The 17,553-nt window shown below is 46.5% G+C and carries 19 protein-coding genes and 1 pseudogene; 11 read left to right on the top strand and 9 right to left on the bottom strand.

Annotation, left to right across the window (positions count from 1 at the left end):
• Positions 1-206: 206 nt before the first annotated feature.
• Positions 207-704, bottom strand: a complete 498-nt coding sequence (locus tag U2H13_RS06515) for a cupin domain-containing protein (RefSeq protein WP_014417507.1) — start codon at positions 702-704, stop codon at positions 207-209.
• Between the two features lie 129 nt (positions 705-833).
• Between U2H13_RS06515 and U2H13_RS06510 the strand changes: the two genes are divergently transcribed.
• The 3 genes from U2H13_RS06510 to U2H13_RS06500 are packed head-to-tail and all read left to right on the top strand — an operon-like array spanning position 834 to position 3,344.
• Positions 834-1,817, top strand: a complete 984-nt coding sequence (locus tag U2H13_RS06510; protein WP_095061417.1) for a multidrug resistance efflux transporter family protein — start codon at positions 834-836, stop codon at positions 1,815-1,817.
• 26 nt (positions 1,818-1,843) lie between these two features.
• Complete coding sequence (locus U2H13_RS06505; RefSeq protein ID WP_095061419.1) at positions 1,844-2,581, top strand: phosphate ABC transporter ATP-binding protein; 738 nt, start codon at positions 1,844-1,846, stop codon at positions 2,579-2,581.
• Position 2,582: 1 nt separating this feature from the next.
• Complete coding sequence (locus tag U2H13_RS06500) at positions 2,583-3,344, top strand: ABC transporter permease (RefSeq protein ID WP_121984188.1); 762 nt, start codon at positions 2,583-2,585, stop codon at positions 3,342-3,344.
• A 24-nt stretch (positions 3,345-3,368) separates the two neighbouring features.
• Here U2H13_RS06500 and U2H13_RS06495 read toward each other — a convergent pair whose 3' ends face one another.
• Entirely contained in the window at positions 3,369-4,187 is an 819-nt protein-coding gene (locus U2H13_RS06495) for a uroporphyrinogen-III synthase (RefSeq protein WP_014417502.1), read from the bottom strand.
• A gap of 175 nt (positions 4,188-4,362) precedes the next feature.
• On the opposite strand from U2H13_RS06495, the gene U2H13_RS06490 reads away from it, so the two are divergent.
• Entirely contained in the window at positions 4,363-4,548 is a 186-nt protein-coding gene (locus U2H13_RS06490; RefSeq protein ID WP_003154919.1) for a hypothetical protein, read from the top strand.
• A gap of 42 nt (positions 4,549-4,590) precedes the next feature.
• Here U2H13_RS06490 and U2H13_RS06485 read toward each other — a convergent pair whose 3' ends face one another.
• From U2H13_RS06485 to fdhF, 4 genes are all read right to left on the bottom strand, one after another.
• Positions 4,591-5,775 (bottom strand): macrolide family glycosyltransferase, encoded by a 1,185-nt coding sequence (locus U2H13_RS06485; RefSeq protein ID WP_121984187.1) that lies wholly within the window; start codon positions 5,773-5,775, stop codon positions 4,591-4,593.
• Positions 5,772-6,992: a cytochrome P450 gene (locus U2H13_RS06480; RefSeq protein WP_014417500.1), complete on the bottom strand. Its 1,221-nt coding sequence runs from the start codon at positions 6,990-6,992 to the stop codon at positions 5,772-5,774. The genes U2H13_RS06485 and U2H13_RS06480 overlap by 4 nt, the downstream gene beginning before the upstream one ends.
• A gap of 207 nt (positions 6,993-7,199) precedes the next feature.
• The gene (locus U2H13_RS06475) at positions 7,200-7,742 is read right to left on the bottom strand and encodes a DUF1641 domain-containing protein (protein WP_012117344.1); all 543 of its coding nucleotides are present in this window, start codon (positions 7,740-7,742) and stop codon (positions 7,200-7,202) included.
• A complete protein-coding gene (gene fdhF, locus U2H13_RS06470; RefSeq protein WP_376700742.1) occupies positions 7,735-10,692 on the bottom strand; it encodes a formate dehydrogenase subunit alpha in 2,958 nt (985 codons plus the stop codon). Before fdhF ends, U2H13_RS06475 begins: the two co-directional genes overlap by 8 nt.
• 124 nt (positions 10,693-10,816) lie before the next feature.
• Between fdhF and U2H13_RS06465 the strand changes: the two genes are divergently transcribed.
• From U2H13_RS06465 to U2H13_RS06450, 4 genes are all read left to right on the top strand, one after another.
• Positions 10,817-11,386 (top strand): YjgB family protein, encoded by a 570-nt coding sequence (locus U2H13_RS06465; RefSeq protein ID WP_021494050.1) that lies wholly within the window; start codon positions 10,817-10,819, stop codon positions 11,384-11,386.
• A 99-nt stretch (positions 11,387-11,485) separates the two neighbouring features.
• Positions 11,486-11,887 carry a DUF2809 domain-containing protein gene (locus U2H13_RS06460; RefSeq protein WP_014417497.1) on the top strand — a complete coding sequence of 134 codons (402 nt, stop codon included), beginning with the start codon at positions 11,486-11,488 and terminating at the stop codon, positions 11,885-11,887.
• Positions 11,888-11,930: 43 nt separating this feature from the next.
• Positions 11,931-12,104, top strand: a complete 174-nt coding sequence (locus U2H13_RS06455; protein WP_012117340.1) for a YjfB family protein — start codon at positions 11,931-11,933, stop codon at positions 12,102-12,104.
• Positions 12,105-12,218: 114 nt separating this feature from the next.
• Positions 12,219-12,401, top strand: coding sequence for a hypothetical protein (locus tag U2H13_RS06450; protein WP_072177299.1), 183 nt, complete (start codon positions 12,219-12,221; stop codon positions 12,399-12,401).
• 283 nt (positions 12,402-12,684) lie between these two features.
• Here the strand turns inward: U2H13_RS06450 and U2H13_RS06445 are convergent.
• Positions 12,685-13,081: pseudogene (locus tag U2H13_RS06445) on the bottom strand (MgtC/SapB family protein); the annotation flags it as partial.
• Positions 13,082-13,443: 362 nt separating this feature from the next.
• Between U2H13_RS06445 and U2H13_RS06440 the strand changes: the two are divergent.
• Together U2H13_RS06440 and U2H13_RS06435 are read left to right on the top strand one after the other, a co-directional pair.
• Entirely contained in the window at positions 13,444-13,869 is a 426-nt protein-coding gene (locus U2H13_RS06440; RefSeq protein WP_025649618.1) for a MarR family winged helix-turn-helix transcriptional regulator, read from the top strand.
• The gene (locus U2H13_RS06435) at positions 13,853-14,200 is read left to right on the top strand and encodes a DUF3147 family protein (protein WP_007407319.1); all 348 of its coding nucleotides are present in this window, start codon (positions 13,853-13,855) and stop codon (positions 14,198-14,200) included. Before U2H13_RS06440 ends, U2H13_RS06435 begins: the two co-directional genes overlap by 17 nt.
• Positions 14,201-14,395: 195 nt before the next feature.
• Here U2H13_RS06435 and U2H13_RS06430 read toward each other — a convergent pair whose 3' ends face one another.
• Both U2H13_RS06430 and U2H13_RS06425 read right to left on the bottom strand, forming a co-directional pair.
• Positions 14,396-15,079 (bottom strand): HAD family phosphatase, encoded by a 684-nt coding sequence (locus tag U2H13_RS06430; protein ID WP_029973099.1) that lies wholly within the window; start codon positions 15,077-15,079, stop codon positions 14,396-14,398.
• A gap of 17 nt (positions 15,080-15,096) precedes the next feature.
• A complete protein-coding gene (locus tag U2H13_RS06425) occupies positions 15,097-15,858 on the bottom strand; it encodes a DeoR/GlpR family DNA-binding transcription regulator (protein WP_022553515.1) in 762 nt (253 codons plus the stop codon).
• 252 nt (positions 15,859-16,110) lie between these two features.
• Between U2H13_RS06425 and lacG the strand changes: the two genes are divergently transcribed.
• Positions 16,111-17,511 carry a 6-phospho-beta-galactosidase gene (gene lacG / locus U2H13_RS06420; RefSeq protein ID WP_029973100.1) on the top strand — a complete coding sequence of 467 codons (1,401 nt, stop codon included), beginning with the start codon at positions 16,111-16,113 and terminating at the stop codon, positions 17,509-17,511.
• Positions 17,512-17,553: the final 42 nt, after the last annotated feature.

Here is a 17,553-nt window from a genome sequence, read left to right as displayed (position 1 = left end):
AAAAACAATTGAATAAGTCAAAATTTCTTTTTCCTCTCTGAAAATAGCAAACATAAAAAACCCCAATTTGATTTACTCTTATATAATAACACTTTTTGAACAAAATTTGAACGTGAATTGTTTCGTTTATGAAATTATTTATATGGCGGGGGTGTAATAACGTTTCTTTTAGGCTATTTTTTTACAGACCATCCGCTTTTCCCCTGTCATTTTTCCCACAATTTTAAAAGCGGGCCCGATTTTCCCGTAAAGGGGTCGCATTCCGGGAGCGGGACACGGCTGATTTCTTCTGAAGTTCTATCATTTTTCTCCGTTTTTGTATCGTACTGCCGGCCGCCCGGATAAGCCCCGATCACGGTAAAATCAGAACTGCCCGACAGTTTTTTATGTCCGGTGCCGGCCGGAATGACCGCTGCGTCTCCCATTTGAAGAACGGCGTCCGCTCCTTGTTCCCCGCCGAACCTCAAAACCGCGTTTCCTTTTACCGCGACAAGAACTTCGTGCGTGGTGCTGTGAAAATGGTGATACGGAAATACTCCGCCCGTCCAGCTGTTCGACCAATCGTGCCGGCGGAGGACGGACTCTGCTTTTTGTACCGTTTCTTCATTAAATACCGCTTTATAAATAACAAGCGGAAGATTCGGGTTATTCGGAATGCGGCCGTCATCTTCGAAATAAAGCACTTGAATATCCTCTTTCTGCACTGTTTTCACCTCCGTATATGTCTGTTTCCCATTCATCATTTGTTAAAACGCTATTTTCTCATATTCCATTGCGAAGCCTGCCGGTGAATAGTATAGTATAAAAAAATATGTGTCAAAATGAGGGATTTAATGAAAGCCATCGTGATCGGAATATTGGCATCTCTGTTTTTTGCAGTCACCTTTATTTTAAACAGGGCGATGGAGCTTTCCGGCGGAAGCTGGATGTGGAGCTCTTCCCTGCGTTTTCTTTTTATGGTTCCGTTTTTATTTTTGATCGTTTATGCGAAAGGAAAATGGGCGCCGCTCTGGCATGAAATCCGGAAAAAACCGTTTTTTTGGCTGAAGTGGAGTTTTACCGGGTTCGTGCTGTTTTATGCCCCGATTACGTTTGCGGCGGCATATGGGCCGGGCTGGCTGATCGCCGGCACGTGGCAGATTACAATTGTCGCGGGTGTGCTTCTGTCGCCGTTTTTCTACGAAACAAAACATTCACCGGCGGGCCCGGTTTCCGCCAGACAAAAGATCCCGCTGATTTCGCTGGTTACTTCCGTCATCATCCTGATCGGAGCCGGTCTGATTCAGCTTCAGCATGCGGGTTCTCTGTCCGGCCGCACGATACTATTCAGCGTGGTGCCGGTCGTCATCGCCGCTTTTGCCTATCCGCTCGGCAACCGCAAAATGCTGGAACAATACGGCGGAAAACTCGATACGTTTCAGCGGGTGCTCGGCATGACGCTCACAAGCCTTCCGTTTTGGCTTTTGATCGCCGCTTTCGGCTGGCATAGAGACGGGCTTCCGTCAATGGGACAGACATTCCAATCCTTTATCGTCGCACTCAGTTCTGGCGTTATCGCAACAGTATTATTTTTCCGCGCCACCGATATGGTGAGGAATGAGCCGCAGAAGCTCGCTGCTGTTGAGGCGACGCAGTCCGGAGAGGTTCTTTTTGCACTGATCGGCGAAATCGTCTTTTTATCCGCGGCGTTTCCGTCACTTCTTTCATTTGCCGGACTGTTCATTATTATTGCGGGAATGGTCATGCATACATTCGCTTCCCGGCAGACAGACCAGAAAACGGCTGAGCAAACGTCAGCCAATCTCACCGGTTCCTGATTTTTTTACGAAAGGTGTCATCCTGTATGAAAGAAGAAATTCCGGCAATATCTTTTCTGTCAGCCGGCAAACGCTTTGAACAAAACAATACGTCTTTTGATGTCCTAAGCCGTGTAACCGGACATATTCAAAAAGGTTCTATCACGGCGTTGATAGGGCCTTCCGGCGCGGGAAAAAGCACATTGCTGTCACTGTGCAATCTGATGAATACACCTGATGAAGGGGAAGTGCTTGTATTCGGAAAAGAAATAAGACACTGGGACATCAGAGAGCTCAGAAAAACCGCGGGCCTTGCATTTCAATCAGCTCCCGTCATGGACGGCACGGTGCGGGACAACCTTCTGCTCGCAGAAAAACTCCACGGGGCGCAGCACTATACCCCTGAAGAGCTCGCAGATTTTACAGACCTTCCGCGCGGGCTTCTGGATCGAAATGCAAAAGAATTATCCGGAGGTCAGCGGCAGAAGCTCTCATTAGCGCGAACTCTCGCCGGACTGCCGTCCATCCTGCTGCTTGATGAAATTACATCGGCGCTGGATCCGTCATCCGTTCTCACCATTGAGAAACTGATTACGAAACTCCATCGGCAAAAACAGCTGACGATCCTGTGGATCACCCATAACCTTGAACAAGCGGAACGGTTATCCGATACGGTATGGTTTATGGCTGAGGGACGGCTTTTAGAGACCGCGGAAACGAAAACGTTCTTTAAGGAACCGAAACACGAAAAGGCCCGGGCGCTTTTACAAGGGAGCGGGTGCTGATATGGATTACCTTTCTCTGTTACTAACAAGTATATTTGTCATTATCGCTTTATTCCTGTCTAAATCTTTTAAAGCCGGCGTCGAAAAGGATATGATCGTCGCAACCGTCAGGGCCGTCATTCAGCTGCTTATCATCGGCTATGTGCTGTCGCTGATTTTTCGCGGTGATCACCCGATATTTATCATATTAATGGTGCTTCTCATGCTCACGGCCGCTTCGCACAATGTCTCCAAACGGAAAAAAATGCGGATCGGCTCATTTTGGCGCGTTTTTCTGACACTGGCGATCGTGGAAGTTGTGACGCAGGGACTTTTACTGACCCTGCATATCATTCCGTTCACTTCAAGATATGTCATTCCGATAAGCGGCATGGTCATCGGAAACTCCATGGTGCTCTCAAGCCTGTTTTTAAACAAGCTCAGTTCGGAAGCGGATCTGCGGAAAGAAGAAATCCAGCTGATTCTCTCTCTCGGAGGAACGCCTAAGCAGGCCGTCCGGCAGATATTGACGTCCAGTATGAAGCTCAGTATGATCCCGACGCTTGAAAGCCAGAAAACATTGGGTCTGGTTCAGCTTCCCGGCATGATGACGGGGCAGATTTTAGCGGGGGCTGATCCGATACAGGCGGTGCGCTTTCAGCTGCTGATCGTTTTTACAACGATGGCCTCCGCTCTTCTTACATGTATCATACTCAGCGCCTTGACATATCCTTCCCTTTTCACGAAACACTGGCAATTAAAAAAATTCAGCAGGGAAGCGTAGGCTTTTTCCCTGCTGAATGATGGTTTATGACAAGGTCAGAGATTCATAGTAACGGGATAATTCAATAATCATCGCTCCCATCCGCTCAATGTCCGGAGCAAGGACCCTCTTTACCCCTTCATCCCGGATCGCTTCAGCCGTCACTTTGCCGACTGCGGCGGCAAGCACATGTTTTTCGAATGCCTGCTGCAATTCTTTTGTGAACCCTTTTTCTTTTGCATAATCAAAGAGAGAGCGCACTTGAATGGCTGTCGTAAAACATACGGCATCGACCTCTCCGTTTAACAGCTCTCCCAGCAGTTTATCGACCGTCTCCCTTTCAGGCGGAATATGCTTATACGGCAGAACAGGGAAAACCTCCGCTCCGTTTTTCTCAAGGAACTCCGTTAAGACCGGCGCTTTTTCGCCATGAAGCTGTATCATGACTTTTTTATCTTTAAAGTCAAATCGTTCCAAGGAGCGGATCAGCCCTCTTGTTGTACCGTCTTCATCTGAGGCATGCGGCGTGATGCCGAGCTTTTTTAAGGCCGCATATGTTTTATAGCCTCTGCAGCCGATTTTCGCTTCATGAACGGCCGCTAAAAATTCTTCTTTCAGACCGATTTTTTCCGATACCGACAATAACGTTTCCGTACCGATGCCTGTGGTGAATATCACCCAGTCGGCTTTTTGCCCGGCAAATGTTCTTACGTCGGGTTCAATTTGATCCTCCGCCAGGTATACGGTTCCTTGGAGGGAACGGACGACTGCCGTTCCGCCCTGCTTTTCTATTAATTTTGTGATCTCTTCTGTTTTCCGCGAACCGCCGATGGCAATCCGTTTCCCGTTCAATCCTTTTCCCATCGCTGTTTTCTTCTTCCCTTCAGATGCCGGGCGCCCTATGGCAGGCCGTCATTTATTTCTATTATTGTTACGCAATCAGCCGGGAAAATCAAGCTATGCTCCCGTTGAATCCCCCGTGCAGTTGCTGTATCATTAACCGGGCAGAACGATTTGATTCGCGGAGGGACTTTCAATCATGGAAACAAAAAAAGAGTTCGAGACAAAAGGATACGATACTTCGGTCATTTATGAGTTCAATGAATATCCTGATGTTCACAGCGGCCGATGTGACAATTGCGACTACACGCTGTTTAAAAGTTCAGTGAAGGGCGGAAAATTTTTGAGGGAATGCCGGAGATGCGGCATGAAGAAAAACATATAACAAAACAGGCAGCCGTCTTCCGGTGCGCTGCCTGTTTCTCAATCAATTTTCGACGGCCGCCGTTTTCAAAAATTCTTCAATGGCGCAAACAGCCTGTTTGGGGCCGCCGGTTTCTTCTATTTTCTGCTGCATGCTTTTCACGCGGCTGAGGATGTTCTTATCGCCGTATACGTTCTGAACGTCTTTTTGCAAACGGGCCGCAGTGACTTCTTTCGGCGGCAGATGCACGCCAAGCCCCAATTCATCCACACGCTTTGCGGTGACCTCTTGTTCGTGCATTTGCGGAACGACAACGAGCGGGACACCCGCATTCATCGCCTCCATTGTACTGTTCATCCCGCCGTGAGATACGAACAGCTTTGCTTTCTCCAGCACATCAAGCTGAGGAACGTGCTGGCGGATGATAAAGTGATCGGGGACATCCGAAAAACTTTCCGGATCAATTGTTGTGCCGACTGACATAATAACCCGCCAGTCCGAGTCCCGAAACGCGTCAATACACATCCGGTAAAATTCAGGCCAGGCGTTAAACGCCGTTCCCAGTGAGATGAGCATAAGCGGACGGTCATCGGCTGCATCAATTTCCAGACTTCCCGTATTTGTGCGTTCTCCAAGAGACGGACCCACAAAACAGAATCGTTCATCAAAGGTTTCCTGTTTCGGCTGAAAGTCCCTTGGCATAAAGACAATATTCAGTTTTTCAGGCATAAAAAATTCTTCCATTGTCATCCGTTTCAATTGTTCATTTTCAATCTGCTCCTGATATTCTTCTATCGCCTGTTTGGCCGCTTCCAGTGTTTCTTCGTCTCTTCCTAATTGAAAATACTCATTCATTGCATAGCTCGGGCAGAACTTTACGGCCGGGATGCCGCCATTATCCGCAAACAATTTTCCGGCAAGAGCTAAAAAATCAAACAGGACGATGTCAGGAAGGTCGTCTTTGTACAGCTCTTCCAACTGCGGAAGCACTTCAACCGCTTCTTCCAGAAACATCACAAACGCGTCATTTTTATTTACCCGTTCTTTTATCGTCTCCGGGTCCGCCTTTATGCTTGTGCGGTATAAAACGGGAATGGCGCCCGTTTTGGCAACGGAAGCTTCAAATTCCTCAGTCGTAGCGAATGTCACTTTATACCCGCGATTGACAAGTTCCTCGGCTACAGGCAGCGTGGGATTGACATGACCGTGAGCGGCCACATTAATAATGGCGATGTGTGTTTTTCTCATCTTTTTTCTTCTCCCTCACTTTCGTTTATCTCCGCTTCTAAAGACTCCAGCCCGTACATGACACTGTTTCGGATCGGCTCAATCCCGACGGGCTCAAGGTGTGAAAAGGTTTTTACAATTCCTTTCAGCGCGGCTTCCGCTTCAAGTCTGGCAAGCGGTGCGCCTAAGCAGAAGTGTACGCCGAATCCGAAGGAAAGGTGCGGATTCGATTGGCGATGAATATCAAATACGCCCGCCTTCTCAAATTTGTTTTCATCACGGTTGGCAGATGCAACGTAGCAGAGAACGATCTCCCCGCTTTTCAAGCGGCGTCCGCGCAGTTCAGTGTCGTGCCGGACCGTCCTTCTGACAAACGGAGCGGGAGCGCGAAAACGCAGCGTTTCTTCCACCGTTTGCGCGATGAGAGAAGGGTCCTGTCTCAGCTCTTCATAAAGGCCGGGCGTTTCTAATATGCTGTAAACCGCATTTGAAATGAGATTAGTCGTTGTTTCATTTCCCGCCACTAAAAGCAGGTTGCAAAACGGGATCAGATCTTCTGCCGTGAGCTTCTCTCCCTCTTCTTCCTCTTTTATCAAAATAGAAATAATGTCTTGGCCGGGCTTTTTTCGTTTGCTTTCTATTATTTCCGCAAAAAACGCCGCCAGCTCCGCCTCACATTGGTCACGTTCCTGCTGATTTTTCTCCGCCGCTTCAGGACTCGCATCTTTCGGCATGCTGACGAGAATGTCCGACCATTTTTTAAACTGATCCATATGTTCGGACGGAACGCCTAATAATTCTGAAATCACCATGACCGGCAAAGGGTAAGAGAGATCTTTAACGATATCAATCCGCCCTTTGTTCTTTGCCTGTTTCAGGAGATGATCGGTAATGTCTTTAATTCGCGGCTCCCATTCCTTCAAGACGCGGGGAGTGAAAGCACGATTGACGGCAGATCTGATTTGGGTATGCTTCGGCGGGTCCATATTCAGCATGGACTTTGCAATCGAGCTTTTCACATCAGTCATGAGGCTTGAGAACGTCTCTTTATCACTGATGACTTTTTTGACATCATCGTATAAAAACACACTCCAAACCTTCGTTTCTTCATCAAAGTGTATAGGGCTTTCCCGTCTCATTTTTTCGTACCAAGGAAAAGGGTTGTATACGTCCAGGCCGTTTTTTCCTTTCATCAGGGTTCTTTGGATGGCTTGTCTCGTGCTCCTCAGCTTACTCATGTTTCATCACTCCTGATTGTTTCATATTTGAATAGTTGACGTACCTTGAATTTTATCCTAGCACATATTTTCAATTTTTTTCTATTCATAACCTGAACTATTAACATAACACAACAAAAGTCATAAATCCGGAGGTGAAATTTCTCCCAAGAAAACAGCAGAAGCGCACAAAAAACCCGAGCCTTCGGCCAGGCTCGGGAGATATGTTCACTCATTCGTCTGCGGTTTCTGGTGCTGCTTTTGGTCTTCAGGAGGCTGCGTATTTCTTTCCATATCGTCCGTATCAGCGCCCATGCCTTTCAGGAAAGAAAACAGCAGAGTGACGGCCTTGTTGATTTCCGGGTCTTTTAAAGCGCGGACGATATCAAAATACCCCGTCTTCCTGCCGCTGTCTTTTTCCTCGACGGCCTTTGTGACGCCCGCATTGATTTTAACGATAAACGGCTCAAGCTGTTTTACATCGAGCATGCCGAGAACGCCGCTTAACAGCAGGAGATTTTTCAGCATATTGGCCGTTTCCGGAGTATTCGCCTTCTTCACGAGGATATCCATCACTTTGTCTCCCTGGCCGAAGAGCCCGCGCAGAAGCGCCAAAACGCCGCGCTCGTTCATGTGCTGAAGAATGTGCAGAGATTCCAAAATCGCGTCTTTATTTCGTAAAAGAGCCGTCTCGATCTCTTCTAAGTCCTTTTTTCGTTTGTCTTCTTCTGTGACGGTCTGTTTTCGGATGCCGCTGATTGCTTTAGCCATTTTGCTGTTTCCCCCTTTTTACGGCGTCTCCCGGAAATACATAATCTTTACGCGTCCATTTCCGCTCAACCCGGACACCGATCTGCGGCTGCGGGTTTCCGTAACGGAAATTGATTTTCGGAAGCGGATTAACGCCTTCTTTTTTCAAAATCTCCATCTTCGCTGATGTTTCTTTATAAGCCGGTGTATCGGTATCCTTATCCGCATAGCTGCTTGTCAAAAGGTTAATGGCGGCGTCTTTTGAATCGTTCATCGGGAGATAGACTTGTTTGCCTTTTACCCTGTCTGTGATGACGCATTTGACTTTCACATTTCCGTACGGTGATGTTAGACGGACAAGCGTTCCGTCTTCCAGCCCTCTTTCTTCGGCGAGTTCGGGCGAGACCTCAAGGAACACACTCGGTGTTTTTTCGGATATTCCTTTTGATCGGTAAGTCAGATTTCCTTCGTGAAAATGCTCGAGCAGCCGCCCGTTATTCACATGGATATCATATTCTTCACCAAATTCTTTCGGCTCGGTCCACTGAACGGGATATAAAATCGCTTTGCCGTCTGAAAACGGGAACTTATCCGTAAATAAAAGCGGTGAATCGGTTCCGTCCGCTGCAACCGGCCATTGCAGTGAATTGTAGCCTTCGAGACGTTCGTAAGTGACGCCTGCATAGAGCGGCGAAAGCATTGCCGCTTCTTCCATAATGTCTGCCGGATGTTCATAGTGCCAATCAGCGCCCAGACGGTTGGCGATGTCCGTAATGATCTGCCAATCAGGCTTTGAATCTCCCAGCGGTTCAAACACTTCGTAAAGGCGCTGCACCCTTCGTTCCGTATTCGTAAACGTCCCTTCTTTTTCAAGGCTCGGGCTTGCCGGAAGCACGACATCGGCGAACTCGGCCGTACGCGAAAGAAAGATATCCTGCACAACGAAGAAATCCAGCTTTTCAAATGCGGCATGAACATGGTTAATATTGGAGTCGACAAGCCCCATTTCTTCTCCTTTTAAGTACATGGACTTCAGTTTTCCTGAGTGGATGCCTTCGATCATTTCATGATTTGTCATTCCGATTTCTTTCGGCAGGTCTGTTCCCCAGCCCTGTTCATACTTTTTGCGGGCTTTTTCATCCGTTACTTTTTCATAGCCGGGGAAGCTGTCAGGCATACTGCCGAAATCACTGGCTCCCTGCACGTTATTATGGCCACGAAGCGGATATGAGCCTGCGCCGGGCTTGCCGTAATTTCCGGTCACAAGGAGCATGTTGGAAATGGCCGTGCTCGTATCACTTCCTCCGATATGCTGGGTGACCCCCATCGCCCACAGTGCGCACACGCTGCCGGCTTCATGAATCATCCGGGCCACTTTGATTAGGGTATCCTTGTCCACACCGGTATGTTTTTCCGCATATTCCATTGTATAAGGTTCAAGACTTTTCACGAATTCATCTAATCCGTTCACTCTCTCATTCAGAAATGCAGTATCCGCCAAATCGTGATCAAGCAGATATTTCGATACGGCATTCAGCCAGACAATATCTGATCCGGCACGCGGCTGGAAAAACACATCGGAGCGCTCGGCCATTTCATGTTTTCGCAAGTCAGCGACGACGAGCTTCTGTCCGTGCAGCTTATGAGAACGTTTAATGCGTGTGGACAGGACGGGGTGAGACTCAGACGTATTTGAACCGATTATCAGAACGAGCTCAGCTTTTTCTATATCTGTAATCGACCCTGAATCACCGCCGTATCCGACCGTTCTGAACAATCCGGCCGTGGCGGGAGACTGGCAGTAGCGTGAGCAGTTATCGACATTATTTGTGCCGATGATAGCTCTTGCAAGCTTCTGCATCACGTATGATTCTTCATTCGTGCATTTGGAAGATGTGATAAAGGCAAGTGCATCCGGGCCGAAATGTTCTTTTATATCGGTAAATTTATCAGCGATCAGCTGCAGCGCTTCATCCCATTCCGCCTCCCGAAACGAGTCTCCTTCCCGGATAAGCGGTTTGGTAAGGCGCTTTTCACTATTGACGAAATCCCAGCCGAATTTCCCTTTCACACACGTCGAAATGCCATTTGCGGGCGCCTCGGCCTGAGGCTCAACCTTTAAAATGTCTCTTCCTTTCGTCCATATATCAAAACTGCAGCCGACACCGCAGTAAGTGCATACGGTTTTCGTTTTTTTGATTCTTTCATCCCGCATGGCCGATTCCATGTCCGATATGGCCAAAATCGATCCGTACCCGGTTTCGACCCCTTTTGTGATGTCAATCATCGGCCGAAGCGTCTCTTGGTTAATGCCTGTTAAATACCCCGCTTCGCCTTCCATGCCTTTTTCCATCATGGCATTGCACGGACATACCGTCGAGCAATGTCCGCAGGAAACACATGATGATTCATTGATCGGCACATCCTGATCCCAAATGACCCGCGGGCGTTTCCGCTCCCAATCAATGCTTAAGGTTTCGGTTACCTGTACGTCCTGACAGGCTTCGACGCAGCGGCCGCATAGGATGCACTGGTCGGGATCATATCGGTAAAACGGATTTGATTCATCTTTAGGATACGGTTTTTGATCGAACGGAATGCTTTGATGATTGATTTTCATTTCCTTTACGGTATTATGTACTTCGCAGCTCCCATTGTTGTAATCACAGACCGTGCAGTACAATTCATGGTTGTGCAAAATGTTGTCCATGCCGATAATCTGCGCTTTTTTTACATCGGACGAAAGCGTATCGATGACATCTCCGTCCTTTATTTGCGCGGAACACGAACGCACCAGTTCCCCGTTAACATTGACGATACAGGTATCGCACGTTTCAATCGGCCCGAGACTCGGATGATAACACACGTGCGGCACGTCAATTGAACTATTGTTCAAAAGCTGCAAAACGGTTTGGCCGTCCGGCGCTTCCATTTCAACCCCATTGATTGTAACTTTCTTTGTATCAGCCATTTTCTTTTCCCCTTTCTGTCCCCCTCTATACATCCTCTATGATTCCCAACCGGCCTTTCACTAAAACATCTCGTTTATCTCAGGAAACATACGGGTATGAGCGGTAAAAAGGAGGCGTTCACATATGTTGAAGAAAAAAACACTCGCCACGGGATTATCGGCAGTGATGCTCACGGGATGCGCATTCGGCGCAGAAGCATTTTCAGATACACAGCTCGTCCATGCCGCAGCCGCTTCAAAAACGGAAAACCAACGTGCACAAGAACTGGTGAACAGCCTTTACCAATCGGCGTTTAAAGGGGAAATGCCGCAACATGTGAAAGGCCTGAAAATCAACCAAAGCACAAGACTGGACGTTTACAATAAAATCGGCAAGCCGGAACAAAAAGCAGACAGCCGCAACCCATTTGATTTATACAGCTGGAACATGGGAAACCCCGGTTATGGATTTTCCTATCATAAAAACGGAAAAATCTCGGAAATACGCTATTTCGGAACAGGGGTCGAGCGGCGCTTAAACCTCGGAAGCGTCACACCTGACGTCTTAAGCAAACAAATCGGCAGCGCTGACAAAATCCTGACAGTGCCAAAAACGGGCGAAACAGATTACGTCTACCATACGGGGCAGTATGAGCTCCGCTTCGTCATCGGCAGTGACCAAAAAGCAGACCACGTCAACCTAAAAGCCAGATAACGCAAAAAAAGCGGCCTCCCGGGCCGTTTTTTTCATAGACAGCTTCTCCGTCGTTCCTTACAATACATGGGAGTACAAAAAAAAGGGGAACAATGTGAAGTGATTAGACATCCATTGACATACGGAATATGTACCGTTTTTATCATCGCCCTCGGTTTGCTGTCCAGAACCGCATACATCACCGCCCTATTGCCCGGCATCATAAACGCTTATTTAGGAGATGCCTTGTGGGCGGCAATGATTTTTACAGGATTCGGGCTTTTCTTTCGGCACATCCGGACGGAAACAGCCGCATTTTTGAGCCTCTCGTTTTGCTGTCTGATTGAATGCAGCCAGCTGTATCATGCGCCTTGGATTGACGCAATCAGAAGCAGCACGCTCGGCGGGCTGATCCTCGGCTGGCAATTTGTCTGGAGTGACATTTTTGCCTATACTCTCGGGGTATGCGCTGCCGCACTTTTAGAATGGGCCGTAAAAAGAAACCGCCAGTCCCCTTCATAATCGGAGCACGCCGCCGATATGAAGGGATAAGGAGGTGGAAGCTATGGATATCCCTGCGTTATCAATCGCTATGCACCAGGCATCTCTGGCGCAGAATGTAAATATCGCTTTAACAAAAACGGTCATGCAGCATGCACAGGCTGCGGCGGAAGAAACAGTGAAAATGCTGCCGTCCCAGCACCCGACTGCCGGACATTCAATTGATGTGAAAGTGTAAAAAAAGATGCCGGATGATAACCGGCGTCTTTTTTTTTGCCCGTTGTACGTACACCATACCGGGCATACAGGAATAAGGTAAACGGAACCAACATTTGAAAAGGAGGTTTTCCTCTTGTACGATCCTTTCTATCATGAATACACAGCTGAGAGCCACGAACGGGTGCCATATCATTATCCGCGGCCGCCTTATTATTTCCCCAGACCATATCCATACTATCCGCGGCCGCCTTATTATTTCCCCAGACCGTATCCATACTATCCGCGGCCGTATATCCCGTTCTATCCTTGGTATTAATGTTTGAAAAGAAATGACTGCAGACAGGAGGCTTCTCCTGTCTGCTATTCAACTTTGACCGACAGAATATACGGGAGAGCTTGAACTTTTTCCATTACCGCCGCTTTCCCGCTTTTGCTTTTCACCCTTCCCTTCACTTCAAGCACCGCCTTATTCAATTCATAGGACGTAATAAGAATTCCTTTTTCCTCAAGAGAAGTTAAAATATCATGCATGACGGCTTTCTCCTCAATCCTGAAACTGACAGACAAAGAATGCGCCGCCGGTTTAAACAGAAAATTTAACAGTTCAAGCCCGATTAACGCCAAAATCGTGCCGCTGATGCCGATGACATACATACCCGCCCCGATCGTCAGCCCGATCCCCGACGTAGCCCAAATCCCCGCGGCCGTCGTAAGCCCCCGCACGACATGCCGCTGCAAAATAATCGTGCCGGCTCCTAAAAATCCGACGCCGCTGACGACCTGCGCCGCCACCCGGCTCGGATCAAAGGACGTATGGCTGTTGGATAACAAATCAAAAAAGCCGTATTTAGAAACGATCATCATCAAGGCGCTGCCGACGGCCACTAAAAAATGCGTCCTCAAACCGGCTTCCTTCGCCCTGAATTCTCTCTCTAATCCAATAAGAGCCCCAAGCAGACCCGCAACCGCCAGACGAATCACAAAATCAAGTTCCATCCGTCTCTCTCCTTTCCTTATCTTCTTACCCGCTTTTTATCCCCCGTATCTTTTTCAATCAGCACAGGACTGCCCAGCTGAAAAAAAACTGCATTTGAATATATACTTTGGTTCTTTATCATATTGTCAGTGCTCTTATTTATATGCGGAAGGTATTAAGCTGGCGTTTCTAAAATAAGGAAAATAACTTATTGAGGGTATATTAAACAAGTTTATTCGTTGAAGCTGCGGCCGCTTGTCTCTTCCAATCTTCTAAAAACAGAACGAATGCTGCTCCCTCATGCTCAAAAATTGCTTTCAATCCGCAAAAATATATCGTAATATAAGATATAATCTTAATAAACGATGTAAGGTGGATGATGATGTCAAACGAAATCATGCGATTAAATGACCTCTGGACAGATATTTACTACCGGCTCCGTTATCAGCACCATGAAAAAATCACTCACCAAGGTGTACGGATTCTGCAAGTCATTCAAAAAGAGAAGGCAGTCGGAATAAAAGACATTGCCGAAGCGATTCAAGTATCACATAATACCGCTTCGGAACATATAAAGCGGTTACTGCAGAAAAAGTACGTTTATAAAACCAGAAGTGTTGAGGATGAGCGGAAAGTCATTTTAAAACTTACCAGTTTGGGGGCGGATGTCCTTTACCGGCATTCCGGTCTTGATGAAGAAAAGCTTAAACAGCTTCTTTTTGACAGCATGAATCATGAAGAAAGAACACTTGTCTTAAAAGCATTCAGTTTGATGAAGGAGCGTGCTGAAGATGTTTACGATCGTTAAAATCATTGTCTCCGCTGCTATTATTGGGATTATCACTGAAATATCAAGAAGAAGCCCGAGTTATGGAGGTATTATAGCGGCATTACCAATTGTCAGTATGCTGAGCATGGTTTGGCTGTACATCCAAGGCGAAACGAAGGAGACATTAAGTCATTTTGCATTCAGCGTGGCTTCCGGCATCCCCTCCACAGTCATTATGCTGGTCATTATCGGCATCGCCCTTCGCCATTCACTGTCTTTCATTGCCGCATCAGGGCTTGGACTTACAGGATGGCTGGTTTTCTTGTATGCTCAGGATTTTATCGTAAAACATATAAACAGTCAGCAATAAGCATCTTAGCGCTTGTTTGTAAATACGAGGAATTTAAAAAAACAGGGATACCCCTGTCTTAAAAGTGACTCCGATTAAAAAGCGAACCCCCTTTCTTCACGAGAAGCAGACACCGCCGAACACAAAAACATCCCGTGTTGCGAACGGAGTCCGCAGCCTGTACAGCCATATCGGCATAAAAAACCGGCTGATCTCTCAAACAGAATGTCCGGCAATCACCTCAAAAAACGAGGTGAAATCTGTCAGTATCCCGTCATCCGCCAGCTGCTTTTCTTCAAATAGCGCGCGGTTTTTTCCGAGCGGGTCAATGGCCATAATCTTGCCTGCACCTGCTTTTTTCGCCGCTGTGAGCCCCGAAAAGGCATCTTCAATGACTAAGCAATCTTCAGGTCTGAGGCCTAACTTTTCCGATGCGATGAGAAAAATATCCGGCGCCGGTTTTCCGGGGAAGCTCCCGTCATCAAACGTGACTTTGTCAAAATCAAACCACCGATCCAACTGAAAGACGTCAAAGTAAAACTCGACATTTTCCTTTACCGTAGCCGTGGCAATGGTCATTGGCGTTTCTGATTTTTTCAGATGGTTCAATACGCCGGTCAGTCCCTTCGTCAGCTTTAACTCATCTTTGTTTTCAAGGCATAATTCTCTGTAGTAGGCTTCTTTTTCAAAAGACAGCTTCTCGATTTCTTCATTTGTTAAATCGCCGGAAATAAAATACGTCAGGATTTCACTGTTTGTTCTCCCGTGAATGTTAACGAAAATGTCTTCATCAGAAATGGTTTTCGGTGCGTATTTTTTCACCATGAAAAACCATGCTTTTTCGTGCAGATGCGAATCTTGAAACATCGTCCCGTTGAAATCAAAAATAACCCCTTTCATCGAACCGCCCGCCTTTTTTATTTTTTTGCGATTTTGACATCTACATATTGCTCGTAATGAATTTGAACATCTTTCATCACTTTATCATCCGTAATCAGATAATCCATATCATGTAAGTTATAGAACACGTAAAAATCTTCCCGGTTGAATTTTTTATTATCCGCCAGCAAAAATTTCGTCCGCGAATTGTTCAGCGCGATTTGATGGGCTTCCCCTTCTTCAATGCTGTAAGAAGAAATCTCATCATTATGTATGCCGTTGGCGCTGATGAAAGCTTTCGTAAAATTGAATTTCTGCAGATTGCCGTTCACGATGGGCCCGACGAAGGCACCGGTATTTTTTCGGAAATCGCCGCCAATCAGGATGGTATCCGCAGTGTCACCATGCTTTAAAATATCAAATACGGGATAGTTGTTTGTGATAATCCTGATTCGCTTATGCAGCAGGTGTTTGGCTAAAAGTTCAATCGTCGTGCCGGGCCCTAAAAAAACGGTATCGCCGTCATTTACATATGAAGCTGCGAGTTCCGCGATTTTCTCCTTCTCATCCATTTGAACACCCAGTTTTTCATTATGCGATAATTCGTGATCAATGGAATAAGATATGCTCTGTGCGCCTCCGTGAATACGTACGATTTTTCCGGCCTTATCCAGCTCGTCCAGATCTCTTCTCACTGTCATATCAGAAACATCCAGTTCATCGATAATATCACTCACCGTAATAAACCCCCGCGAGTTTACGATATCGATGATTTTTAAAAGACGCTCTTTTTTTAACATGTTCAATCATCCCCTCAACTTTACACACAATCTAACACACTGCGGCAATCCGGTCAACAAAAACAAACACTAACAAACAACATAATTAACATATAAAACAACGAAAAACTTATATAAACCCTATAAAAACAGATGTTATTTCTTTATGAAGCTATTGACAACAAAAATGTATGCGTTTACTATTAAACAAAAGATAACAATTACGAACATTAACAAACTCCAATTCACACATTGGCGAAGGAGGATTCAGTAATGCTCAAATTACCTAATGACTTTATTTTCGGCGGGGCGACTGCGGCATATCAAGCGGAAGGCGCCACAAAAGAAGGCGGCAAAGGGCCTGTAGCCTGGGATGAATTTCTTGAAAAACAGGGAAGATTCAGCCCTGATCCGGCAAGTGATTTTTACCGTCAGTTTCCGGAAGATATTAAACTATGTGAAAAATTCGGAATAAACGGCATCCGCCTTTCTATAGCCTGGACGAGAATTTTCCCTGACGGCACGGGCAAAATCAATCAGGAAGGTGTTGATTACTATCATCGTATTTTCTCAGAGTGCCATAAACGCAACGTCACCCCTTTTGTCACGCTGCATCATTTCGATACACCGAAAGGATTATTTGATCAGGGAGATTTCCTCAACCGCGCTGCAATAGAAGCGTTTGTCAGCTATGCGGAATTTTGCTTTAAAGAATTCAGCGAAATCAGATATTGGAGCACGTTTAACGAAATTTATCCCACAGCCACCAACCAGTATTTACTCGGGGTTTTTCCGCCATCTATTAAAAGTGATATCACAAAAGTCATTCAATGCCTCCATCACATGATGGTAGCGCATGCGATGACCGTCAATCTTTTTAAAGACGGCGGCTATCCGGGTGAAATCGGTGTCGTTCACTCATTAGAAACAAAATATCCCGCCAGCGACTCAGAAGATGACCGCCACGCCTGTTTTCTGGATGACGCGTTATCAGTGAGATTCCTCCTCGACGCCACCTACCTCGGCTATTATTCTGAGGAAACCATGCGGGCTCTGGATGAAATCTGTGAGGCAAACGGCGCTTCATACGAGTTTTCAGACAGTGACTTTGACGTGATGAAAAAAGCTTCAACGCGCAATGATTATCTCGGCATCAATCATTATCAATGCCATTTCGTCAAAGCGTACGACGGAGAAACCGTTATTCACCATAACGGAACGGGCGATAAGGGCACTTCGGTCTATAAAGTAAAAGGAATCGGCGAAAGAATTTACAAAGAAGGCCTGAAGCGGACCGATTGGGACTGGCTCATTTATCCTGAAGGCATGTATGACATGCTGATGCGCATCAAACGGGACTATCCGCAATATAACAAAATTTACATTACCGAAAACGGCATGGGCTATAAAGATGAGTTTGAAGACGGCATCATTATGGATAAGGCAAGAATCGACTATTTAAAAGTCTATTTAGAAGCCGTCAGTAAAGCGATTACCGACGGGGTCAATGTAAAGGGGTACTTCTTATGGTCCTTAATGGATTTATTTTCATGGACCAACGGCTACAACAAACGTTACGGTCTTTTTTACGTCGACTTCGACACCCAAAAACGGTATCCGAAAGAATCGGCCTACTGGTACAAACTTGTAAGTGAAACAAAAACAATCATTTAACGATCATACATGGTGAAAAGAGTCTCTTTTCATCATGTGTGC

It is taken from the genome of Bacillus sp. A1 (genome assembly GCF_042296235.1).
GTDB classification, from domain to species: domain Bacteria; phylum Bacillota; class Bacilli; order Bacillales; family Bacillaceae; genus Bacillus; species Bacillus velezensis.
This window is presented reverse-complemented; position numbering and strand designations above follow the sequence as displayed.